The following is a 23,635-nucleotide window of genomic DNA, read 5'->3' as shown; positions in this document are numbered from 1 at the left end:
TGTGTAATCCAATGGGTTCAAGTCCGCCATTCGTACACGATTTCAGCCTTGGCCGTCTCCATCTTCAGCAAGTTGCATTTTATAAAACACCGATATTGCTCGATTCACTGCCATGCCCTTCCCCATACCTCCCCGGCGTCACGCCCATCACCCGCTTGAACATGGCGATGAAGGCGCTGACGTTGTCGTAGCCGAGGTCCAGCGCAATGGTCGTGACGGGCTGGCCGGTGGCCAATAATTCCAGGGCGCGCAGGATGCGGGCGCGCTGGCGCCAGGCCGAGGGCGTAAAGCCCGTCTCGATCGTGAAACGGCGCGCCAGGGTGCGCGGCGAGACGCCGGCCCAGGTGGCAAACGCTTCCACGCCCCGCTCGTCGGCCAGGTCATCGAGCACGGCGCGCGCCACGCGCAGCAGGCGCGGGTCCGTGGGCAGGGGCAAGCCGAAGGACTCGTGCGGCGAAGCGGCGATCTCGTCGAGGATCACGCCCGCCACGCGGGCTTGCCGCGCATCGAGCGCACCCTCGTCCCAGGCGCTGGCGCGGGCCACTGCCTCGCGCAGCAAGCCCGAGACGCGCATCACGCAAGGCGCAGCGGGCAAGCTGGCGCAACTGGCCTCGTCCACATACACGCTCCAGCCCGCAAACGGGCCATGCGAACGCAGCGCATGGACGTGATGGGGCGGCATCCATACGCAGTGGCTGGCCGGCACTACCCACTGTCCGCTGTCCGCTGTCGGCGGCAACGGAAAGCAAGCCCCGCATGGCGCCGAACAGCTGGCCGCTGGCATGGCGGTGCGCCGCCGTCACCCGTTCCTGCGGCTGGGCAATGCGCATGGCGCGCAGCGGCGACGGCGACGACGCTGCAAAAATTGGCGGCTTTGACGTATCGAATGACATAAACAACGCAGGCAAGACAATCCGGCCATCATACAGTGAAGTCTTTCCAATATTCAGGAGTTCAGCATGCGTGCAGAAGACGTATTAGCCGATCAACAAAACCAGGGCCAGTTCAACGGCGTCACCGTGCGCAAGGGCACGGTGGGCGCCTTCCTCGCCAATGCCAGGCTATGGCTGGACGACGCCAGCAGCATCGACGAAAAGGCCGTCGCCGAGCACGACATCCTCGACGCCTTGCCCGCACTGCACGCGCTGGGCCTGTTCGATATCCTGCAAGTGCGCGACACGGCGCTGCGCGAACTGGTGGCCGCCGCCGCGTGAACGGGGGGACTGACTCGTGCCCGGCGCGCATTTCCTCTATCATGTTGCTTTGCCCGCCTTCGCACCCGCCATGCCGTTTACCATCGCCACCCCCGTCTACAGCGAACTGATCATCAAGAAAAGCCGTTTCATCGGTTGCGTGCAGCCGATGACGGACCGCGCCAGCGCGCAGCAGGTAGTCAATGACTTGAAGGCGCAGCATCCGGGCGCCTGCCATGTGTGCTGGGCCTTGCTGGCGGGTGGGCAGTCGGCGGCCGTCGACGATGGCGAACCGAGCGGCACAGCCGGGCGGCCCATGCTCGACGTGCTGCGCCATCAGGACCTGGAAGGCGTGCTGGCCACCGTGGTGCGCTACTTTGGCGGGATCAAGCTGGGCGCGGGCGGCCTCGTGCGTGCCTACACGGACAGCGTGGCGCAAGCGTTGTTGCAAGCGGAACAGACGGCCATCGTGCGCCAGCGAACCTTGCGCTGCACGGTGCCATATGCGATGGAAGGCATGCTGCGGCGCGAACTCGATGGCGCCGGCGCCACCTTGCTGAACGTGGAACACGGCGACGCCGTGCTGTTCGACTTCAGCCTGGCGGAAACGGCGGCCACCGCCCTGCTGGCCCATCTGCATGAGGCGGGCAATGGGCGGATAGCCTGGCTAAAAGTTGAAGCCGAAGAGGAAGAGTAAAACCTACAGGTCGCGCGGCCGCTTAATCTGCAGCAAAATGAAATGTATCCACGCCAGCGCCGGCAACACCAGCAACAGCAGCATCAGTCCGGCCGGCATGTCCGGCACGAAACGCACGAAGCAGGCAAGAAAAGCGGCGATGGCCAGCCAGAAGCGCCAGTTGAACGCATATGCCTTGCGCGCCACCGTCGCCAGGGCGATGCGCCAGAATTCCAGCAAGGCCCACAGGCCACCCGTCAGCAACAGAGCGGCCAGGGCATGGTCTCCGGGGGCGTCGGCCCAGGTGCGCACCAGGTTATACAGCAGCACCGGATAGCCGGCCGTGACGGCCAGGGTAGCCGGGCCGGCGGCGATGACAGCTTCAAACAGCTGCCCTTTGGAACGATGATCCACTAAACCTTGCTCCTCAAGCCACGACGCCCGAATGGGCGGCGATCACTTGCAGCGCGCCGGCCGCATCCTGCGTCCAGACGCGCGTAAAACGGAAGTCGCCATGCGTCTCCACGTCGTGATACTTGCCCGTCAGCTGCATGCGCACGGAGACCACGGCCACGTGGCCGTTGACGCGCACATGGCGCTCGGAGGCGCGCAAGTCCGTGATGGCCAGCAGGCGCTGCTCGTGTGCTGCCAGGTCCGCATGCTTGCTCAGCAAGTGCCCCAGGTGATTGGTAAACAACAAGTCATCGGCCAGCAACACATTCAGTACAGCCACGTCGGAGGCCATCATGGCCAGGCGCAAGCGCTCTTCCGCATCGAGTACTTGGGCTTCCGTTAAAGCATTCATCTTTTTCCTTAAAAATAGTGCGCCAGATTAGCAAACGAACAAACGTGCAATGCTGGCATGAAATCTTCCTTTTCACAATCATCCGGCAGACCTATACCTGCGCTTATGCCTGTGAAGCATATTTATATAGCGTAATATTCGCAGCGGTATGGCGCAAAACGCCACCATAGTACTGTACAGTACTTGCCCTTCCGCCCCGGGCTGGGGCAGCTGTCAGTGGTAGTACAGTTTTATGTGCTGCGTGCAGTCTCGAATAAAACCAAGATAAGGCCCCCTTCATGGCAATTAACATCATTCTGAACCTGCTCGTTGCGTTGCTCGTCTTCGCCTTCATGTTCCACCAGCAACGCAAACACGCAACGTTTACCGTGCGCGTATTCACGGGTCTGGGCCTGGGCGTGCTGCTCGGTGCGGCCGTGCAAGCGCTGTATGGCGCCGGTTCGCCCATCATCGCGGGCACCAATGAATACATCGACATCGTCGGCAGCGGCTACGTCAAACTGCTGCAAATGATCATCATGCCGCTGATCATGGTCTCCATCATTTCCGCCATTCTAAAACTCAAGGATGCGAGTTCCCTGGGCAAGATCAGCGCGCTGACCATCGGCACCCTGCTCATTACCACCACGATCGCCGCCGCGCTGGGCATTTTGATGGCCAAGCTGTTCGGCTTGACGGCCGTCGGCCTGACCTCGAGCGCGGCAGAAGTGGCGCGCGGCGTGCAGTTGCAAGGCTCGCTGGAAACGGCAAAAGCCCTGTCGCTGCCAAAATTGCTGGTCAGCTTCGTGCCGACCAACCCCTTCCTCGACATGACGGGCGCGCGCAAGACGTCGACCATCGCCGTCGTGGTGTTCTCCATCTTCATCGGCATCTCGGCCACGGGCATCGCGGCGAAAAAGCCGGAAATCTTCGCTTCCTTCGAAAGCTTCATGAAAGTGGCGCACGCCATCGTCATGCGCATGGTCACCCTGGTGCTGCGCCTGACGCCGTACGGCGTGTTTGCGCTGATGTTTGAAGTGGTGGCCTCGTCGAGCTACACGGACATTTTAAAGTTGATCAACTTCGTTGTCGCCTCGTACAGCGCGCTGATATTAATGTTCCTCGTGCACCTGGCCATCATCGCCGGCGTGGGACTGAACCCGCTGCGTTTCGTGAAAAAGGTCTTCCCCGTGCTGGCCTTCGCGTTTACGTCGCGCACGAGCGCCGGTTCGATCCCGATGAGCGTGCAGACGCAAACCCAGCGCCTGGGCACGCCGGAAGGCATCGCCAACTTCGCCGCCTCGTTCGGTTCGACCATCGGCCAGAACGGCTGCGCCGGCATCTACCCTGCCATGTTGGCCGTGATGATCGCTCCTACCGTCGGCGTCGACCCGTTCACCGTCAGCTTCCTGCTGCCCTTGCTGGCCATCATCACCATCGGTTCCGTCGGCGTGGCCGGCGTGGGCGGCGGCGCCACGTTTGCCGCGCTGATCGTGCTGTCGGCGATGGACTTGCCCGTCGCACTGGCCGGCTTGCTGATCTCCGTCGAACCGCTGATCGACATGGGCCGTACGGCCCTCAACGTCAGCGGCTCAATTACGGCCGGCACCGTCACCAGCAGGGTCATGGGACAGACCGACCTGGCCATCTACAACAGCGACGACGCACCCGACTTGGACGAAGCGGAACACGCCGCCTAAGAAGGCATCCACCGGCGCGCCGCGCCTTGCCGCTTTCGTCTATATTTATTCACAATAAATACAGAGGAAGGCGCAAGGCGATGGAGCAGAAATGGCCGCAGCAAATCTGGATCGTGCGTCACGGCCAAAGTGCCGGCAACGTGGCACGCGATGCAGCCGAAGCGGAAAAACAGTTATTGATCGCCATCGCCGAGCGCGATGTCGATGTCCCCCTCTCCGAGCTTGGCGCGCGCCAGGCGCACGCCCTGGGCGACTGGTTCGCCACCCTCCCCCCTGATCAACAACCGACCGTCGTGCTGTACTCGCCGTATGTGCGGGCCTAGCAAACGGCACAAGCCGTGCTGGCGCGCATCGATGCGGACAGCCTCGCCTCCGTGGTGGCCGACGAGCGCCTGCGCGAAAAGGAATTCGGCATTCTCGACCGCCTGACCGTGCACGGCATTGCCAGCAAGTACCCGGAACTGTACGAGCAGCGCCAGCACGTCGGTAAATTTTACTTCCGCCCACCGGGCGGCGAAAGCTGGTGCGACGTCATCCTGCGCCTGCGCAGCGTGCTCGACACCATCACCCGCGAATACCGGGGCGAACGGGTGCTGATCGTCGGCCACCAGGTCATCGTCAACTGCTTGCGCTACCTGCTGGAACGCTGCGACGAGCACGCCATCCTGGCCATCGACAAGGCGGCCGACGTGCCCAACTGCGGCATCACTTCGTATGCCTTCAACCCCGCCCTGGGCAGGCACGGCAAGCTGCAGCTGGACCTGTGCAACTTCGTCGCGCCGCTGGAAGCGGCCGGCACCCCCGTCACGGCCCAGCCCGACATGCCGGCCGCGCCCAAATCCTGATCCTTCAGCGGCCTGCGTGGACGCTATCGACAGCACGCCTTGCCTACATCACGCCTTCCCTGCTGCGTTCCTGGCGACATAAAAACAACAGCATAAGCATATCCAGAAAGAATCGTTAGCGCCGGCGGGCGCCTCCCTTAAGCTCATGGCAACTGTTTCCAAACCGACACTAATCGAACCCAAAGGACCACGCCGTGCATACGTGCCACTTCTATCCTGTATCTGCCACTCCCGCCACGCCGCTGCGCGCCATCGTGCTGGCCTGCGCCATGCTGGGCGCACCGTGCGCCTGGGCACAAGATGCGCAACCCACCACCGGCAGCGCCAATGAAACGGCCGGCGCCAGCATCGACCAGGTCACTGTCGTCGGCTCGCGCGCGCGCAACCGCACGGTGTTCGACAGCAGCGTGCCCATCGACCGCTTCGGCGTGCGCGAAATAAGCAACGCGCTGTCGACGGGCGACGTCGGCGCGGCCCTGCAAAACCTGTCGCCGTCGATCAATTTCCCCCGCATCGAGTCGAGCGGCGCATCGGACTCCGTGCGCGGCATCCAGCTGCGGGGCCTCGCGCCCGACCAGGTGCTGTTGCTGATCAACGGCAAGCGCCGCCATACGAGCGCCGTGCTCGACACGGAAAGCAGCTTCGCCGGCACCGTACCGGTCGACATCAACGCCATTCCGCCGAACGCCATCGACCACATCGAAATCCTGCGCGACGGCGCCGGTGCCCAGTACGGCAGCGATGCCGTCGCGGGCGTGATCAACATCGTGCTGAAAAAAGCCCGCACGGGCGGCGGCGCCTCCGTCAGCTATGGCGCCAACCACACGCATTTCGAGCCCACCGATCAAACCCTGACGGATGGCCAGAGCGTCATCGTCAACGCCGACTATGGCGTGCCGCTGGGCGAGGCGGGATTCTTCCGCTTCGGCGCGGAAACGCGGCGCCGCTCGCCCACGGAACGGGCCGGCCCCAGCGACGCGGGCTGGACTTCCTACAACTTCACGCCGGCTGACCAGGCGCTCGACGGCAAGGTCGTATTCAAGTCGGGTGACTCACGCCAGCGCAACAACTACCTGTTCTACAACACCCAGCTCACCCTGGCAAATGGCCTGGACTTGTACTCGTTTGCCACCCTCAACGAGCGCAAATCGGACGGCAGCGCCTACTTCCGCTATCCGGGCGACCCGTCGAACGTGCCGGCCCTGTATCCGAACGGCTACCGCCCCGTCACCAACGGCGACAAGCGCGACCTCAGCATCGTGGCCGGCGTGCGCGGCAGCGCGGGCGAGTGGAACTGGGACGCCAGCGCGCGCCACGGCAGCGACCGCTTTGACTACGGCGTGAGCCACTCCGTCAACGCTTCGCTGGGCGCGGCCAGCCCCACGCGTTTCAAGCTGGCCGGCTTCGACTTCCGCCAGAACGCCTTGAATCTCGATGCCACGCGCACCGTCGACATCGGCCTGCCGTCACCGTTGAGCGTGGCAGTGGGCGCCGAATGGATGCGCGAAACCTACACCAGCTCGGCCGGCGACCCCGCGTCGTATGCGGCCGGCGGTTTTACCGACGCGCCACCGGGCGCGCAGGCGGGACCCGGCTTGCGCCCATCGGACGCCTACGACGGCAGCCGACAAGTACGCTCCGTGTATGCAGACGTGGAAAACGACCTCACGCCGCGCCTGCTGGTGGGCGCCGCCGCCCGCTATTCTGACTACAGCGACTTCGGCAGCGCCAGCACGGGCAAGCTGTCGACGCGCTATAAAGTAACCGACACCTTTCTCGTGCGCGGTTCGCTGTCGAACAGCTTCCGCGCACCGGCCCTCGTGCAGACGGGTTTCCGCTTCGCCACATTAAACTTCAACGCCGATGGCACGGCCCTGCAAACATCGGCCCTGCTGCCGGCCAGCGACCCGCTGGCGCGCAGCTTCGGCGCGCAACAGCTGAAACCGGAAAAATCGGCCAACGTCTCGCTGGGCCTGGCCTGGAAACCGGCGGCCGCCACCAGCGTGACGGTGGACGCCTACGTGATCCGCATCCGCGACCGCATCACGCGCTCGAGCGATTTGCAGAGCGACGCCGTCACCGCCTACCTGGCCGCGAATGGCCGCAGCGACATCCAGTCCGTGGCCTACCTGGCCAACCTGCTCGACACGCGTACCAAGGGGCTGGACGTGGTGCTGAATCACGAGCTGGCCTTCACGTCAGGCAAGCTGAACCTGAACGCGGCGCTGAACCTGAACAAGACCAGTCTCGACAAGGTGCGCCAGAGTTCCGCTACGCTGGCCAATATCGATCCGAGTTTGACCCTGCTGACGGAGACGAGTTTGTTCCGCATCAAACATGCGTCACCGACCAGCAAATTGATCCTCGGTGCCGACTGGCAAGCGGCCGGCTGGGGCGTGCAGGCGCGCGCCACGCGCTTCGGCGAGTTGAAAGATTTTTCCTACGACAGCGATGCGCCCCTGATCGACGGCATTCCCGCACAGCGCTTCGGCGCCGTCTGGTCGCTGGACCTGGAAGGCCAGTTAAAACTGAGCAAGCAACTGACGGTGAGCGTGGGCGGCAACAATATCCTCGACCGCTATCCGCAGCGCGTGCGCCAGACGAATAACGCCACGTATGGCGGCGCCCTGCCCTACAATTTCATCAACCCCATCGGCGTCAATGGCGCGTATTTCTACGCCAAGCTGAACTACACGTTTTAAAGTCACGGAAAGAACATATGATCATCAAACGCATCTCCCACCTCGTCGCCGGCGCCTGCCTGAGCGCCCTCCTGCTGTCGCCCGCCCAGGCTGCCGCACCGCTGGTGCTGATGACGGACTTTGGCACGGCCGACGGCGCCGTGTCCGCCATGCATGGCGTGGCCTATGGCGTCGACCACAAGCTCACCATCTCGGACCTCACGCACCAGATTCCCGACTACGACATCTGGCTGGGTGCCTACCGCCTGTACCAGACGGCCAATTACTGGCCGCAAGGCACGGTGTTTGTTTCCGTCATCGATCCGGGCGTCGGTACCAAGCGCAAGTCGGTGGTGCTGAAAACCAAGGGTGGCCGCTACTTCGTGGGGCCGGACAATGGCCTGTTCACGCTGATCGCCGAGCGCGACGGCGTAGCCGAACTGCGCGAAATCGATGAAAAGGTCAACCGCCTGGCGGGATCCGCCGAGTCGTACACCTTCCATGGCCGCGACGTGTACGCGTATGTCGGTGCGCGCCTGGCGTCGGGCGCCATCAGCTATGAACAGGTGGGTCCGCCATTGCCGAGCGAATCCGTGGTGAAGATTGCGTATCAAAAACCTGTTCGCGACGGCAATACCATCCGCGGCATCGTGCCGGTGCTGGACGTGAAATATGGCAATGTGTGGACGAATATTCCGAAATCGCTGCTCGACGAATTACAGGTGAAACTGCATGACCCGCTGCAAGTGCGCATCTTGCACAAGGGCAAGCAAGTGGCCAAGGTCACGGCACCCTTCGAACACACGTTTGGCGGCGTCGCCAAGGGCAAGCCCCTGGTCTACCTGAACAGCCTGCTCGACGTGGCCGTGGCCATCAGCCAGGGTGACTTTGCCGCCAAATACCACGTCGCCTCAGGCGTAGATTGGGAAGTGGAAGTGAGCAAGGTGTCGTCGTCGAAATAAACCTAGCTGCGGCCGGGACATCCTGTCCTGGCCCGTCTGGCACTATCCGCAACAGGTTTGTACCACGTCAAAGCCAACACTTATACGCATCGCAACAACGCTACACCATTGTAACGACGGTGCGCCTGCGCACCATGTTGCAAGCGCTACCTGCCTCGCTCCAGATGCGCCATCTGGCGAGGCAAAAAAAGAGCCTTCCGATGGAAGGCTCTTGCAACACCCAGGCGCAGCGCAAGCTGGCCTTGGCCCGGTCTTACTTTTGCAGGCTGACCGACGCCGCTTTCGGCGTACGGCGTCCCATCAGGAACAGCACGGCCTTTTTCAGCATGCGGTAGACGAAGCGCACCAGCAGCAAGGTCAGCACGCATTCGAGCAAGGTCAATATCATGGCCACGATCACGGGCATGCGCGCGGCGCGGCGGTGGAACTTGGCGACTGCACTATCGCGGGCGATTTCGATGCTGTCATAGAAGGTCGGTACGACCAGCAAGGTCAAAATCGTCGAAGTGATGGTGCCGCCGATAATGGCGATCGCCAATGGACGGTAGAACTCGCCCCCTTCTCCCAGGCCCAGCGCCACTGGGAACATGCCGGCGATCAGCGCAAACGTCGTCATCAGAATCGGGCGCAGGCGCATGCGCCCCGCATACATCAGCGCCTCCTCGCGGCCATGGCCCTCTTCTTCACGCTTGCGCGCCGCATCGAGCAGCAAGATGGCGTTCTTGGCGACCAGGCCCATCAGCATGATGATGCCGATAAAGCTCATCAGGTTGAGAGTATTGTTGGTGATCACCAGCGCCACCACCACGCCGATCAAACTGAGCGGCAAGGACATCATCACCGCCACCGGCGCCGTGAAGGAACCAAACTGCATCACCAGGATAAAATACATCAGGCCGATACCCATCACCAGCGCGATCAGCATTTCCGTGAACAGCTCTTGCTGGTCCTGGCCAGCGCCACCGAGCGCCAGGCCGTAGCCGGGCGGGAAGTCGATCGAGTTGGCCAGCTTCATGGCGTCGCTCGTCACTTCGCCGTTCGAGCGGCCCTGCGCGTTGGCCGACACCGTGATCGTGCGCTTGCCATTCTTGTGCTCGATACCGGACGGGCCCTTACCCATGGTAATGGTGGCGATCTGGTCGAGCGGCACCATTTGCGAGGTGCCCGTCACACTGATCGGCAGGCGCTCGATGTTTTCCGATGCCACGCGGTCATCGGGATGCAGGCGCACGGCCACGTCGCGCGTTTCGCCCGTCGGATCGACCCAGTCGCCCACTTCCACGCCGGCAAACGCCACGCGCAACGATTGCGCCGCATCATTGACGGAAATGCCCATCGAGTTGGCCAGGCCACGGTTGAGCTCAATTTGCAGCTCGTTCTTCGGATCTTGCTCGGACAGGCCGACGTCGACGGCGCCGGGAATCAGGCGCAGCTTGTCCATGTAGGCATTCGTGATGGCCATCAGCTTGCGCGAGTCGGGCCCCGTAAATTCCACCTGTATGGGTTTTTGCGAACCGTTGCTCAAGTCGTCCTGCACCACGTATTCGGCGCCCACCAGGCGCGCCATCTTTTCGCGCAGTTCGACCGCGATTTCCTTGGCCGAGCGCTTGCGGGTGTTGCGCTTGCCGATGTCCACATAGACTCGTCCACCGCCCGCATTGATGGAGCTGTTGGTGTCCTTGGTTTCCGGCAAGGTACGCGCCAGCACAGCCGCCGCTTCCAGTTTCAGGCGCGCATACTCGATGCTGCTCGACGACGGCGTGCGCACATTGATCATCAGATTGCCCGAATCGGAAGCTGGCAAGAAACTCGTACCGCCATGCGTTACATGCAGGGCGATGGCGCCCACCAGGCTGCCTAATGCGATCACGGCCATCCAGCGGCGGTGATGCAGGGCCCAGGCAATCACGCGGCCGTAACGGTCGGCCTGGTGGTCGAACCAGTGGTTGAATTTCTCCAGCACGCGGCCGATACCCTTTTTCGGCGCCGCGTCTTCCTCGAGCGGGTCGCCCCAGTAGGCCGACAGCATCGGGTCGAGCGTAAACGAGATACCCAAGCTGACCAGCACCGAGCATGTCACCGTCAAGGCAAACGGACGGAACCATTCTCCGGAAATGCCGGGCATGAAGGCCACGGGAATGAAGACGGCGATGATGGAGAAGGTCGTGGCGGCCACGGCCATGCCGATTTCAGCCGTGCCTTCCAGCGCGGCCGTGCGGCGGTCCTTGCCCATCTGCATGTGGCGCACGATGTTTTCGCGCACCACGATGGCATCGTCGATCAGCACGCCGATGGCCAGCGACAGGCCCAGCAAGGTCATGAAGTTCAGGGTGAAGCCGCACAACCACACGGCAATGAAGGCGGCAATCACGGACGTGGGCAGGCTCAGCGCCGTGATCAGGGTCGAACGCCAGGAATTGAGGAAGGCGTAGACGACGAAAATTGTCAGCACGGCGCCCAGCACCAGCGATTCGATCACATTGTTCAAGCTGCGCTGGGCGTTTTCGCCGCCGTCGCGCGTCACTTGCAGCAGCGTACCTTTCGGCAAGGTCTTGTTGATCTCCGCTACCATGTCACGGATCTTGTTGGCCACGCTGACGGTGGAAGCGTCGCGCACGCGGGTCATTGAAATGCCCACGTTGGGCTTGCCGCTACGCATGCTCAGGCTGTTGACTTCGGCAAAGCCATCCCTGATGGTGGCCACTTGCGCCAGGCGCACGATTTCTTCGCCGCGGCGCTTGATCACCACTTTCTCGAAGTCGCTGGGCGACTCGATGCGGCCCACCAGGCGGATGCTTTTCTCGTCCAGCGTGCCGCGCACCTTGCCTACCGGCGCATTCGTGTTCTGGTTGCGCAATGCGGTGACCACGTCGCTGACGGACACATTGTATTCACGCAATTTTTCCGCCCGCAGCAGCACGGATAGTTCGCGCTTGAGCGAACCGCCCACGTTGACCAGCGCTACGCCATCGACGGTGCGAAAGCGGTCCGACAGCACGTCTTCAGCCAGGCGCGAAATTTCCGCATGGCTTTGCGTACTCGACGACAGCGCCAGCTGCATGATCGGCTCGGCAGCCGGGTCGATGCGCTGCAAGATAGGCTCGCGCATTTCCGTCGGCAACTTGTAGCGCACGGCGGCAATCGCATTGCGGATATTATCGGACGCCTCGATCAAGTTGGTCTTGAAGGAAAACTTCAGGAAGATGGTAGCGGAACCTTCATTGGAGTCGCTATTGACCTCGGTGACGCCGGAAATGCTTTGCAACGACTTTTCCAGACGGTTCACCACTTCGCGCTCGACCGTATCGGGCGATGCGCCAGGGTAAGGAATGCTGACGACGATGAAAGGTACTTCGACATCGGGATTCTGGTTGACGCGCAGTTTCTTGAGCGCCAGCAAACCGACGCACATCATGGCCAGGATCAGGACGATGGTGGCGGTGGGCCGCTTGATACTGAAATCGGAAAGGAACATGGCTTAGTTTCCTTTACCGGCAACGGCGGTGCTGCTGCTGGCCATGGCGGCGGCTGGCATGGCCTTGTCGGCTGTCAATTCCACTTTCTGCCCATCTTTGAAAGTCGAGCCAGGCGTGCGCAGCACGGTGTCGCCACTGGCCAGGCCACTTTGCACTTCCCACTGGCCCGTGCGCACGTCGCGTGCACCGATGCGCAGTGTGACTTTATGCAAGGCCTTGTCCTTGACTTTCCACGTATAGGTCAGGTCGCCCGCCTTCACCAGAGCCGAGTCGGGTATCATCAAGGCGCTGACGGTTTCCGTCTCGATGCGTCCTTCCGCATACAGGCCGGCCACGCGCGGCTGTTGCTTGTCATTAAAATCGACCAGCACGGCCACTTGGCGCGTGACAGCGTTGGCGGCAGGATCGACGCGGCGCACCTTGCCCGAGAAGTCCTGGCCTGGATAACCATTGATACGGAACAGCACGGGCTGGCCCACCTTGACGACGCCGATCTTGTCGGCCGACACCAAGCCTTCGAGGCGCATACTGGTCGGATCGATGACCTTGATCAATTCCTTGCCGATTTGCGCCGTATCGCCATTCGATACTTTGCGCTCGCTCACGATGCCGTCGAACGGCGCACGCACGAGGGTGCGCTGCAACTGCTGGCGGGCTTGGGCGGCGCGGCTCTTCGCAGCAGACAGGTCGCTTTGCGCATTGTTGCGGCGAATTTCCGCATCTTCCTGCGCCTGCGTCGAGGTCATGCCCGAGGCGCGCAAGGTTTTCATGCGCTGGAACATGCGTTCTGACTGTTCCAGCACCTGGCTGGCGGCACGGCTGGCTTCCTCGGCCGAATTGAGACTGTCGCGGATGGACGTTTCGTCCAGGCGCACCAGCACGTCGCCCCGCTTGACGACCTCGCCGTTTTCTTTCATGACCTGGATCACCACGGCCGACACCTCGGCGCGCAAGTCCGCGTTGCGCTCGGGCTGCACGGAGCCGGTAATGACGGGCCCCGACGCCAGCGCATTGCTGTGTATGGTCAGCAGGTCTTCCGGCGAGACGAGCAAATTGACGGCGGCACCCGCTTGCTCCTTGGTCCCCTTGCCAGCGCCTTTGCCAGGATCTTTGGACTCTTTGCCGCAGGCGGCCAGGGTAGAAGCGATGGCCAGAACAAACAGGGTTTTGCGCAACATGGATAATTCTCCGGATAGATAGCAGCGCTACCGTCGCACCGGCCCGGATAGGGCCGGCAAGCGTTAGCAAGCATTTATTTTTATTAAAACCACAAGTGCCAAAGTATCCATGAGCGTATCCGGGCATGTCAATCGGCGCTTTCCTGGAATGCTTTAATCCATGGACGAAACGTAGTTTTTACGCCCTGAAACGCAAAACCCCGCCATTGGCGGGGTTTTGCGTTTCAGGGAACAGGACGCCTAGCGGGCAAAAACAGCGTTGATCAGGAAAGCGATCGCCACGCCCGTGCACAGGCCTCCGGCGATTTCCACCAAGGTATGGCCCATGCGCTCGCGCAAGGTCTTGTGCGCGGCGCTCACCGCTTCCCCGGCCAGGCGATTGATGGCCGCCGCCTGCTTGCCCACGTGCTGGCGCAGGCTGTTGGCGTCGATGATGACGATGAACGCCAGCGTGACGGCCACGCCGAAGGCCGGATGGCCGATGCCTTCGCGCAAGGCGATCAGTGTTGCCATGCTGGAAACGACCGCGCTATGGTTGCTGGGAAAGCCGCCATTACCGACCAGGCCGAACGCCCATTGCCGCGTGCGGACACTGTTGATCAGGAATTTGATCGGTCCGACCAGGATCCAGGTGATCAGGGGCGTGACGAGGTAAGCGATATCCACGGAGTATTCCTTCTTATATGTCTGTAAAGTGTGCGGGCAGCTGCGGCCGCCAACGGCGGCGCGCCGCAATTATCGCAGATCATCGGCGCCAGCAGAACTGTCTGTCATCGGACTATAAAACGCCGCTCCCGGGCGGCAACTACTATAAACTCATGGCATATACAACAATTGACGTATATCAACACTGAGTGCGGCGCGCACAGCGGCGCGGATAATCAAACGTCTTTCATACTTGCAACGGGGTCCTCATGCGGCATTTCAGAATTTCCTTTTTAGTCACTTTTATCCTGATGGCGGTGTCAGGCTGGTGGGGTTACAGCCATGGCGGCATGTCCGGTCTGCTCCAGGCACTATGGATCACGGGCGTGCTGGGCATCATGGAAGTGTCGCTGTCGTTTGACAATGCTGTGGTGAATGCCTCGGTCTTGCGCCACTGGAATGCATTCTGGCAAAAACTCTTCTTGACCGTGGGTATCCTCGTGGCCGTCTTCGGCATGCGGCTGCTGTTTCCGCTGGTCATCGTTTCCGTCGCCACGGGCCTGGGCCTGCTTGACGTCTGGACCATGGCGACCACCACGCCGGACGTGTATGCCAAGCACCTGACGGACAACCATGCGCAAGTGGCGGCGTTCGGCGGCGCCTTTTTGCTGCTGGTATTCCTGAACTTCCTGTTCGATGATGAGAAAGAATTGCACTGGCTGGGTTGGGCCGAGGAAAAAGTCAACGCGCTGGGCACCGAAAGCCTGGCAGTCCTGATCACCATGGGCGCCGTGGCCGCCTGCGTGGCGATGGGTCCCGCGGAAGAAAAATACAGCGTGCTCGCTTCGGGCATCGTCGGCATCGCCGTGTATATCGGCGTGAACTGGATCAGCGGCTTGCTGGAAGAAGGCGAAGCGCACGCGCAGGACGGCGACGAAGGCGCGGGGCCGGCAAAAAGTGGCAATGGCGACCTGGTCAAAACGGTGGCGCGCGGCAGTATCGGCGGCTTCCTGTACCTGGAAGTGCTCGATGCCTCGTTCAGTTTCGACGGCGTGATCGGCGCCTTTGCCATCACCAACGATGTCGTCATCATCATGCTGGGCCTGGCCATCGGCGCCATGTTCGTGCGTTCGATGACGGTCTTCCTGGTGCACAAGGGCACGCTGGACGAATTCGTCTATCTGGAACACGGCGCCCATTACGCGATCGGCATCCTCGCCTTGATCATGCTGGCGTCCATCAAGTACCATATTCCGGAGTGGTTCACCGGCCTGTCGGGCGTGGCCTTCATCCTCGTTTCGCTGTGGTCGTCCTTGCGCTATCGCAAACGGCACGCAGCGCAAGCTTGAAATCGGCGCTTGCGTCCCCAGTTAAGAAAGTAATGGCACGAGCGCCTTGCGCTCATCCCATGAAGGCATGTTTGAGTTTAATTACTAAAAGGAGCACCACATGGCAATCAGTTTGCAAAAAGGCGGCAACGTCAACCTGAGCAAGGAAGCACCGAACCTGAAGAAGATCATCGTCGGCCTTGGCTGGGATCCCCGCTCGACCGATGGCGCTACCTTCGACCTTGACGGTAGTGCTTTCCTGCTGAAAACCGACGGCAAAGTGCGTGGCGACTCTGACTTTATCTTCTACAACAACCTGAAGTCGACCGACGGTTCCGTGCTCCACACGGGCGACAACACCACGGGCGAAGGCGAAGGCGACGATGAGCGCATCGAAATCGACCTGACGCGCGTGCCCGCTGACATCGACCGCATCAGCATCAGCGTGACCATCCATGACGCCGACGCGCGCCGCCAGAACTTCGGCATGGTCTCGAAAGCCTTCATCCGCTGCCTGAACGCGGAAGGCGAAAAAGAAATCGCCCGCTACGACCTGTCCGAAGACAGTTCGACGGAAACGGCGATGATCTTTGGCGAGATCTACCGCTACAACGGCGAATGGAAGTTCAAGGCCATCGGCCAGGGCTTCAATGGCGGCCTGGGCCCCCTCGCACGCTCCTTCGGCGTGAATGCCTAATATACACACGCGCTAAACCTGCGGTGCCGCGCACTTCGGGCCTGATTGCTACGGTTTCGCGCGATGCATGGGGCTAATGTCATATCATTGCTGCCGCCTGAACAGTTCAGGCGGCTTTTTTTTGGAGATTTATCATGCCAGTATTTAGTGTCACCGGTGACGTCGATCCATTCCTGCACGTCAGCATGAAGCAGGGCGAAACCATCTATTGCGAATCCGATGCCATGGTGATGATGGAAACGGCGCTGGACTTGAAAGGCAAGATGACGGGCGGCTTGGGCAGCGCCATCATGCGCCGCTTCGCAAATGGCGAATCGTTCTTCCAGCAGCACATCGAAGCGGTGCGTGGCAGCGGCGACTGCCTGCTTTCGCCCACCCTGCCGGGCGCCATCGAAGTGGTCGACGTGGGCGCGCGGCAGTACCTGCTCAACGACGGCGCCTTTGTCGCCGCCACCTCGGGTACGGAAATGAAGGTACGTACGCAAAGCATCGGCAACGCGCTGTTCGCCCAGTCGGGCGGCTTCTTCGTCATGGAGACGGCAGGCACGGGGCAAGTAGTCGTATCGGGCTTCGGCTCCATGTTCCAGCTCGACGTCGAGCCGGGCAAGGATGTCGTGATCGACAATTCCCACGTAGTCTGCTGGGACAATAGCCTGAAATACGACATTTCCGTGACCACGGGCGGCGGCGCCAGCGGCGGCGGCATCGGCGGCTTCCTCGGCAATATGGTCAATAGCGTGACTAGCGGCGAAGGCATCGTGCTGCGTTTTTCCGGCTCGGGCAAGGTCTTCATCTGCTCGCGCAACCGCGACGCCTTCCTCAAGTGGACAGCCTCCGGCAAAGCCAGCTAAGAGCAACCGAGCAAACCTACTGCGCGTTGAGATAGGCGCCCTGCGATGCGCACCGGCTCGGCGCCCCCGTACTACATTACGGTTGCGCTCTTCGGCCACCTCTTCCGTGCGCTCGCTACGATTTTGTCATGCGTTGTTAGTTTGTTGTTCAACGTTGCAGTTCAAAAAATTGCTAAGGCCAAGTTAAGTCTGGCTATATAGAATTCCCGCGCGCGCACCTGCGCGCGGCTTCCCCATTTCCACCCGGTCCCCGTACATGCAAAGAGTCTGGTTCAACAAAACATTTTCCTCGGTCGGCACGGCCATGCGCCTGATCCGCGAGGCCGATATGGCCGCCACTAGCGGCCAGCCGCGCTATCACATCGTGTGCAGCAATACGAATGCGCATGCGGCGGCCTTTTTATCGGCCCACGAATATGCAGTCGAACCGTCGGGACTGACGGGCCTCAATTATGTCGAGTGGTGCCTGGAATTTTGCCGCGACCGCGCGATCACGATTTTCTGGCCCGGCAAGGAAGCAGGCCTGATCGGCAGCGCCAGCGCGCGCTTTGCCGCCCTCGGCACGCGCGTGCTTAGCGTGGCCAGTGAAGACACGCTCGCTTTGATGCACGACAAGGCGCGCTTCTGCGACGGCCTCGATCTGCCCATGGCCTCCCCGGCCGACTACCGTGCCGTGACAAGTATCGAGGAATACGACGCCGCCTATGCCGAGCTGCAGCCGCTGCATCGCAAGCTGTGCATCAAGCCATCGGAATCGGTGTATGGCCTGGGCTTTGCCGTGCTCGATGAAGAGCGCACCAGCGCCCAGCTGCTGCTGGCCGGCGCCGCCTACCAGATCAATGCGCAGGAGCTGCGCAGCGGCCTGGCGCAGATGGGAACCTTCAAGACGCTACTGCTGATGGAATACCTCGATGGCCACGAATACAGCGCCGACTGCGTGGCCGACCAGGGCAAGCTCATTTGCGCCGTGCCGCGCAAGAAGCTGCACGTGGGCGGCAACGGCCAGTTGATCGAGCTGCGCGCCGACTTGCTGGCCGCCTGCGAAAAACTGGCGCGCGACTACCGCCTCAATGGCGTCTTCAACATCCAGTTCCGAGAAGGCGCCAACGGCCTGGCGCTGCTGGAGATTAACCCGCGCATGTCGGGCGGCATCGGCATGGCGTGCGCGGCCGGACCGAACCTGCCCTACCTGGCGCTGGCCGGCTTCGACCAAGGCTACGACAAGCTCAGCGTGCCTGCCATCGGCGAGGGCATGCGCGTGGCCGAAGCCGCCTACGCCGTGGAGCTGCCATGAACATCGTCAAGAAGCAGATGCCGACGGGCGAACTGACCCTGAAGGTGGACGAGGCACGCTTTCCGCTGGACTGGCTGATCGGCTTTGCCGCGCGCGCCAACGCCAAGCGCGGCTTCCTGTTCCTGTCCAAGGTACTGGGCAAGCACTGGCCCGTCACGCCGCGCGCCATGGAAGCCATCCACGACAACCTGGCCGCGCAGATTCCCCCCAGCCTGCCCGGCCCCGTGGTCTTCATCGCCATGGCGGAAACGGCCGTCGGCCTGGGACAGGGCGTGTTCGAAGCATGGCTGCGCGCCCATCCGAATGGCCAGGCCCTGTTCCTGCACAGCTCGCGCTACCGCGTGGGCACGGTGCCCTTCTTCGAATTCGAGGAGTCGCACAGCCACGCGCCGCGCCAGTTTTTGCACCTGTCCGACGCCGCCAGCGCCGTGTTTTCCTCGGCCCGCAGCCTGGTGCTGATCGACGATGAAGCATCGACCGGTAATACCTTCGCCAACCTGGTGCAAGTGTGCCGCGCGCGCTATCCTCAGCTGGAAAAGCTGCACCTGGGCGTGATTACCAATTTCATGGGTCAGGCCGCCAACGCCGGCCTGACCCAGCGTTTTGGTCTGCCCACTACCATAGGCGCGGCGCTGTCCGGCCATTACGCCTTCCAGGCCGGCGATGCGCCTGCGCCGATAGCGGCCAGCGCGCAGCGCTTCGAGGCCAACGCGGAACGGGGCGCCAGCCCTGCCTTTGGCCGCATTGGCGTGGGGCGCGCGCTGACGCCGCCGCAAGGCCTGGCGGTGCAACTGGCACAGGAAATCGGCGCTGGCGACTCGGTGCTGGTGCTGGGTACGGGCGAATTCATGCACCCGTCATTTCTGCTGGCGCGCGAACTCGAAGCGCTGGGCAAGAACGTCGTGGTGCAATCGACTACGCGCTCGCCCATCCTGTCGTGGGGCTCCGTTAGCCATATCCTGCGTTGCGACGATAACTACGGCGAAGGTATCGCCAATTACCTGTACAACGTGGCACCTGGCCAGTACCAGCACGTTTTCATCTGCCATGAAACGCCGGCCAGTCCGGCCCTCATGCAACTCGCCGGCCAGCTGAATGGCCGCCTGTTTCACTTTCAATCAGAGACCAAAATTGAAGAAATTCCTGTTTGTTGATCTGGACGACACACTGTTCCAGACGCCGAAAAAATGCCCGGGCCAGACCGACCTGCAGCCAGCGGCCTACCTGAAAAATGGCGATGCCTGCTCGTATACGACGGCGCGCCAGCGCGCCTTCTTTGAATTTGCGCAAAGCGGCATGACACTGATTCCCGCCACGGCGAGAAATGGCGACGCCTTCCGCCGGGTCGACCTGCCGTTTACCAGCTACAGCGTGCTCGATTACGGCGGCATCGTACTGCAGCCAGGCGGCGCGCTCGACGCGGGCTGGCTGGCACTGATGCAAAACGACATGCAGACGGCGCTGCCCGGTCTGCAAGACGCCATGCGCATCATCGACGATTTCCAGATCAAGGCGGGCATGCCTACGCGCGCGCGCCTGATCGAGGATTACAACACGCCGTTCTACATCGTCGTCAAGGACCATGAAGCGCGCGGCGAGCGCCTGGCCGACATCGAAGAGCAGGTGCTGCAACAGTGGATTGCCAAGGAAGGCAGCGACTACTTTATCCACCGCAACGGCAACAACCTGGCCGTGCTGCCGAAAACCCTGAACAAGGCGCGCGCCGTCGCCTACCTGCGCGCGGAACTGGAAGCCGAGCATGGCCCCATTCTCAGCTTCGGCATGGGCGACAGCCGCTCGGACGCCCGTTTCATGGCCGCCTGCGACTACGCCATCATCCCCAACGGCACCCAGTTGGCAGCACTCACCGTGGCGGCGCTATGACCGAAGGCGCGCAGCATTTCAGCGGCAGCTACCGCCAGGATGACGTTGAGTTCCTGCTCACGCCGATGGCGCTCGAACCCATCCTGGACCTGGCCGAAAAGGAACGTTTGATCCAGTCCGGACAGCGCCACTACAGCGAAATGCTGTCGCCGGAGTCGCTGCCCTCGCCCGCTTACCTGGCGCTATTCCAGAACGCGTTTGCGGCCAACCGCCTGCAGATGGCGCGCGACTGCCTGCGCCTGGCGGCCCTGATCACGGCGCGCCGCACGGGCCCGATCACGCTAGTGTCGCTGGCGCGCGCCGGCACCCCCGTGGGCGTCATCCTCGGTCATTTGCTGCGCCAGGTGTTGCAGCGCGAATGCAGCCATTATTCCATTTCCATCATCCGCGACCGCGGCATCGATGCAAATGCGCTCAAACACATCCTGGCGCAGGGCCACGCCGATGCATCCATCGTCTTCGTCGATGGCTGGACAGGCAAGGGCGTGATTTCGCGCGAGCTGCGCCAGACGGTCAGTGATTTCAACGCCGCGCAGGGCACGGCCATCGACGGCGGCCTGTTCGTGCTGTCCGACCTGGCCGGCACAGCAGCCTGCGCCGCGTCCTGCGACGACTACCTGATCGCGTCGAGCATTTTGAACGCCACCGTCTCGGGCCTGGTGAGCCGCTCCGTGCTCAATGACGCCATCGGCCCCGACGACTTCCACGGCTGCGTCTACTACGCGCAGTTCGAACAACACGATCAGTCGCGCGATTTTGCCGACGGCCTGGTGGCCGATGCCGTGGCGATCGCCGCCAGCAGCGGCATCCCGCTCGCTGAGGCGACCGATGCGCCAGCCATGGCGGCGCGCTCGCAAGCCTATATGGCGCAGGCGCAGCAGCAATACGGCATCAGCGACATCAATCTGATCAAGCCAGGCCTCGGCGAAGCGACGCGCGTACTACTGCGCCGCGTCCCCGAACGCCTGATCGTACGCGACATGAATGCACCGGATGTGGCACATTTACTGCTGCTGGCACACGAAAAAGCCATCCCCGTCAGCGTAGAACCGGCGCTGCCCTACCAGGCGGTCGCCCTTATCAGGAGCGCAGTCGATGGATAACAACTCGCTACACCCACAAAGCGAACACAAGGCAGCGCTGGGCGCCTCCATGTATGTGCCAACCACGCACAAGGACTTGCTGGCGATTGCCAATGGCGACAAATTGAGTCATTTGCGTTCGGTCATACTGTGCACCGAAGACGCCATCGCCGAGCGCGACCTCAGCTACGCACTGTTTAACCTCTCGCTGGCGCTGCAAAACATGGGTGCCGAATCGGACACGCTGCGCTTCGTGCGCGTGCGCAATCTCGATGTGCTGGCGCGCGTGCTGGGCATGCCCGGCGCCGAAAAATTGAGCGGCTTCGTGCTCCCCAAGTCCACGCGCCACAACTTTGCCGCGTATTTCGAGCTGGTGCGCCACACGCATCACTTGCTGATGCCGACACTGGAAACGGTGGAAGTGTTCGACGACGAGGAAATGAAGCAGTTTCGCCTCATCCTGTCGGCACCGGAAGTGCGTCGGCGTATCCTGGCGCTGCGCATCGGCGGTAATGATCTGTTGGCCCTGCTGGGACTGCGCCGCCCTACCAGCGGCACCATTTATCAGACACCGCTGGGACAAGTCATCGGCCGCCTGATCACCATCTTCAAGCCGCACGGCTTCCAGCTGACGGCGCCCGTCTTCGAGCACCTGTCACAGGGCAACTGGCTGGACGCCGAAGTGGCGCAGGACATGGCGCACGGCATGATCGCCAAGACCGCCATCCACCCAGACCAGGTGCCGCAGATCGAGCGCCACTACCAGGTGGCGCAGTCAGACATCGAACTGGCGCTGCGCATCATCGACCCGGACAGCCCGGCCGTTTTTCGCATGCAGGAATCGATGTGCGAAGTGGCCACCCATTCAAGCTGGGCGCTGCGCATCATCGAACAGGCGCGCCTGTTCGGCATCCGCCATGCGGCCGAGGCGGCACCGGCGCACCAGGCCAACAATTCATTGACTCAACTCTCAAGCGACGAAGGGATTGCACCACCATGAACAATTTCACACGCGGACAAAAAGGCAAACTGGCAGACCTGAGCTTGAACGGTCCCTTTGCCGTCACTCTCGATATCGCTTCCGGCGCAATGGAAGTCGATGTCAGCTGCTTTGGCGTCGATGCGGCCGGCAAGCTGTCGGACGACCGTTATATGGTGTTCTACAACCAGAAAAGTACGCCGGACAACGCTGTCACGGTGGAGCTGAACGGCTCGCGCTCCACCTTCCAGGTGGACCTTGCCCGCCTGCCTGCCAGCATCGACAAGCTGGTGTTTACGGCGGCGACCGAGCAAGGCAGCATGCGCACCCTGGGCAATTCCAGCATGGCGCTGGGCCAGGCCGCCACCTTCGCCTTCACGGGCAATGACTTCCAGGAAGAAAAAGCGGTCATCATCGGCGAACTGTATCGCCGCGACGGCAGTTGGCGCTTCGGCGCCGTGGGCCAGGGCTTTGCGGGTGGCCTGGCGGCGCTGCTGAAGCACTTTGGCGGCAGCGAAGCGGCAGCGTCTTCCCCTGCGTCCGCTCCCACTCCCGCGCCCACACCAGCGCCAGCGGCAAACAAAATTTCGCTGTCGAAAATCCGCCTGGAAAAGCGCGGCGACAAGATCTCGCTCGACAAGCGCGACAGCGGCGGTTATGGCCGCATCCGCGTCAACCTGAACTGGAACCAGAACGCTGCGCAAGGCCAGGCGCCTGCCTCCAAGCTCGACACGGGCTTCCTCGGCAAGCTATTTAACAAGCCGGCCGGCCGCGCGGGCGGCATCGACCTCGATATCGGCTGCCTGTTCGAAATGAGCAATGGCAGCAAGAGCGCCGTGCAGGCACTGGGCAACAGCTGGGGCGCTTACGACAGGGCGCCCTACATCCACCTGGAAGGCGACGATCGCACGGGCAGCGTCAGCAACGGTGAAAACATCTTCATCAACGGCACCCATTTCGAGCAAATCAAGCGCGTGCTCGTGTATGCCTTCATCTACGAAGGCGTACCTAACTGGGCCGCCACGGATGGCGTGGTGACGATCGACATTCCCGGCCAACCGAGCGTGGAGGTGCGCCTCGATACAGACAGCTCGCACGCCATGTGCGCCATCGCCATGCTGGAAAACCAGGGCGGCAACCTGCAGGTGACAAAATTGGTGGAATACTTCGGCGGCCAAGGTAAAATCACGGCGCACCAGGCCATGGACGAACGCTACAGCTTTGGCCTGAACTGGAAAGCAGGCAGCAAAGACTGAGTGTACGTCGCCACTAGCGGAAGGCTGGGGTCAGACCCGAATGCCGTTAAGTTAGTGTTAGTGATGCTATTTTTAGCCCAAGAACAAGGACTGGGACTGGGGTCGGACCCTGAAGGTCCGACCA

The 23,635-nt window shown here is 62.0% G+C and carries 19 protein-coding genes and 2 pseudogenes; 15 read left to right on the top strand and 6 right to left on the bottom strand.

Translation table 11 applies throughout. The features are described from left to right. Positions 1-79: 79 nt before the first annotated feature. Positions 80-830, bottom strand: a pseudogene (locus H4V96_RS05745) (helix-turn-helix transcriptional regulator). A 129-nt stretch (positions 831-959) separates the two neighbouring features. On the opposite strand from H4V96_RS05745, the gene H4V96_RS05740 reads away from it, so the two are divergent. Together H4V96_RS05740 and H4V96_RS05735 are read left to right on the top strand one after the other, a co-directional pair. Then, a complete protein-coding gene (locus H4V96_RS05740; RefSeq protein WP_196856134.1) occupies positions 960-1,214 on the top strand; it encodes a hypothetical protein in 255 nt (84 codons plus the stop codon). 70 nt (positions 1,215-1,284) lie between these two features. Beyond that, entirely contained in the window at positions 1,285-1,890 is a 606-nt protein-coding gene (locus tag H4V96_RS05735) for a YigZ family protein (protein WP_196856135.1), read from the top strand. A 3-nt stretch (positions 1,891-1,893) separates the two neighbouring features. On the opposite strand, the gene H4V96_RS05730 is transcribed toward H4V96_RS05735, so the two are convergent. Next, positions 1,894-2,283, bottom strand: coding sequence for a hypothetical protein (locus H4V96_RS05730; protein WP_196856136.1), 390 nt, complete (start codon positions 2,281-2,283; stop codon positions 1,894-1,896). Positions 2,284-2,296: 13 nt separating this feature from the next. Beyond that, positions 2,297-2,674, bottom strand: a complete 378-nt coding sequence (locus H4V96_RS05725; protein ID WP_196856137.1) for a nuclear transport factor 2 family protein — start codon at positions 2,672-2,674, stop codon at positions 2,297-2,299. 278 nt (positions 2,675-2,952) lie between these two features. Between H4V96_RS05725 and H4V96_RS05720 the strand changes: the two genes are divergently transcribed. From H4V96_RS05720 to H4V96_RS05705, 4 genes and pseudogenes are all read left to right on the top strand, one after another. Beyond that, positions 2,953-4,353: a cation:dicarboxylase symporter family transporter gene (locus H4V96_RS05720; RefSeq protein WP_196856138.1), complete on the top strand. Its 1,401-nt coding sequence runs from the start codon at positions 2,953-2,955 to the stop codon at positions 4,351-4,353. 80 nt (positions 4,354-4,433) lie between these two features. Further along, positions 4,434-5,198, top strand: a pseudogene (locus H4V96_RS05715) (histidine phosphatase family protein). A 194-nt stretch (positions 5,199-5,392) separates the two neighbouring features. Beyond that, a complete protein-coding gene (locus H4V96_RS05710; RefSeq protein ID WP_280720751.1) occupies positions 5,393-7,900 on the top strand; it encodes a TonB-dependent receptor in 2,508 nt (835 codons plus the stop codon). 17 nt (positions 7,901-7,917) lie between these two features. Continuing rightward, the gene (locus H4V96_RS05705) at positions 7,918-8,841 is read left to right on the top strand and encodes an S-adenosyl-l-methionine hydroxide adenosyltransferase family protein (protein ID WP_196856139.1); all 924 of its coding nucleotides are present in this window, start codon (positions 7,918-7,920) and stop codon (positions 8,839-8,841) included. 253 nt (positions 8,842-9,094) lie between these two features. Here H4V96_RS05705 and H4V96_RS05700 read toward each other — a convergent pair whose 3' ends face one another. The 3 genes from H4V96_RS05700 to H4V96_RS05690 all read right to left on the bottom strand — a co-directional run bounded on the left by H4V96_RS05700 (position 9,095) and on the right by H4V96_RS05690 (position 14,161). Next, positions 9,095-12,316, bottom strand: coding sequence for an efflux RND transporter permease subunit (locus H4V96_RS05700; RefSeq protein WP_196856140.1), 3,222 nt, complete (start codon positions 12,314-12,316; stop codon positions 9,095-9,097). A gap of 3 nt (positions 12,317-12,319) precedes the next feature. After that, positions 12,320-13,495 carry an efflux RND transporter periplasmic adaptor subunit gene (locus tag H4V96_RS05695; protein WP_010396110.1) on the bottom strand — a complete coding sequence of 392 codons (1,176 nt, stop codon included), beginning with the start codon at positions 13,493-13,495 and terminating at the stop codon, positions 12,320-12,322. Between the two features lie 240 nt (positions 13,496-13,735). Continuing rightward, a complete protein-coding gene (locus tag H4V96_RS05690; protein WP_010396109.1) occupies positions 13,736-14,161 on the bottom strand; it encodes a divergent PAP2 family protein in 426 nt (141 codons plus the stop codon). A 248-nt stretch (positions 14,162-14,409) separates the two neighbouring features. Between H4V96_RS05690 and H4V96_RS05685 the strand changes: the two genes are divergently transcribed. The 9 genes from H4V96_RS05685 to H4V96_RS05645 all read left to right on the top strand — a co-directional run bounded on the left by H4V96_RS05685 (position 14,410) and on the right by H4V96_RS05645 (position 23,511). Then, positions 14,410-15,489 (top strand): DUF475 domain-containing protein, encoded by a 1,080-nt coding sequence (locus H4V96_RS05685; RefSeq protein ID WP_010396108.1) that lies wholly within the window; start codon positions 14,410-14,412, stop codon positions 15,487-15,489. Between the two features lie 100 nt (positions 15,490-15,589). After that, positions 15,590-16,165 carry a TerD family protein gene (locus H4V96_RS05680; protein WP_010396107.1) on the top strand — a complete coding sequence of 192 codons (576 nt, stop codon included), beginning with the start codon at positions 15,590-15,592 and terminating at the stop codon, positions 16,163-16,165. Between the two features lie 134 nt (positions 16,166-16,299). Next, positions 16,300-17,016, top strand: a complete 717-nt coding sequence (locus H4V96_RS05675; RefSeq protein ID WP_010396104.1) for a TIGR00266 family protein — start codon at positions 16,300-16,302, stop codon at positions 17,014-17,016. Positions 17,017-17,272: 256 nt separating this feature from the next. Beyond that, a complete protein-coding gene (locus H4V96_RS05670) occupies positions 17,273-18,310 on the top strand; it encodes an ATP-grasp domain-containing protein (RefSeq protein WP_196856141.1) in 1,038 nt (345 codons plus the stop codon). Further along, on the top strand, positions 18,307-19,464 hold the full coding sequence (locus H4V96_RS05665; protein WP_010396102.1) for a phosphoribosyltransferase domain-containing protein: 1,158 nt from the start codon (positions 18,307-18,309) through the stop codon (positions 19,462-19,464). Before H4V96_RS05670 ends, H4V96_RS05665 begins: the two co-directional genes overlap by 4 nt. Further along, a complete protein-coding gene (locus H4V96_RS05660; RefSeq protein ID WP_010396100.1) occupies positions 19,442-20,194 on the top strand; it encodes an HAD family hydrolase in 753 nt (250 codons plus the stop codon). Before H4V96_RS05665 ends, H4V96_RS05660 begins: the two co-directional genes overlap by 23 nt. Continuing rightward, the gene (locus H4V96_RS05655) at positions 20,191-21,297 is read left to right on the top strand and encodes a cysteine protease StiP family protein (protein WP_196856142.1); all 1,107 of its coding nucleotides are present in this window, start codon (positions 20,191-20,193) and stop codon (positions 21,295-21,297) included. The genes H4V96_RS05660 and H4V96_RS05655 overlap by 4 nt, the downstream gene beginning before the upstream one ends. Continuing rightward, complete coding sequence (locus H4V96_RS05650) at positions 21,290-22,276, top strand: HpcH/HpaI aldolase/citrate lyase family protein (protein ID WP_010396096.1); 987 nt, start codon at positions 21,290-21,292, stop codon at positions 22,274-22,276. The genes H4V96_RS05655 and H4V96_RS05650 overlap by 8 nt, the downstream gene beginning before the upstream one ends. Then, on the top strand, positions 22,273-23,511 hold the full coding sequence (locus H4V96_RS05645) for a TerD family protein (protein ID WP_196856143.1): 1,239 nt from the start codon (positions 22,273-22,275) through the stop codon (positions 23,509-23,511). The genes H4V96_RS05650 and H4V96_RS05645 overlap by 4 nt, the downstream gene beginning before the upstream one ends. The last annotated feature ends 124 nt before the right edge of the window (positions 23,512-23,635 follow it).

Origin of the sequence: Janthinobacterium sp. CG_23.4 (genome assembly GCF_029892305.1) — a bacterium.
GTDB classification, from domain to species: domain Bacteria; phylum Pseudomonadota; class Gammaproteobacteria; order Burkholderiales; family Burkholderiaceae_D; genus Janthinobacterium; species Janthinobacterium lividum_D.
This window is presented reverse-complemented; position numbering and strand designations above follow the sequence as displayed.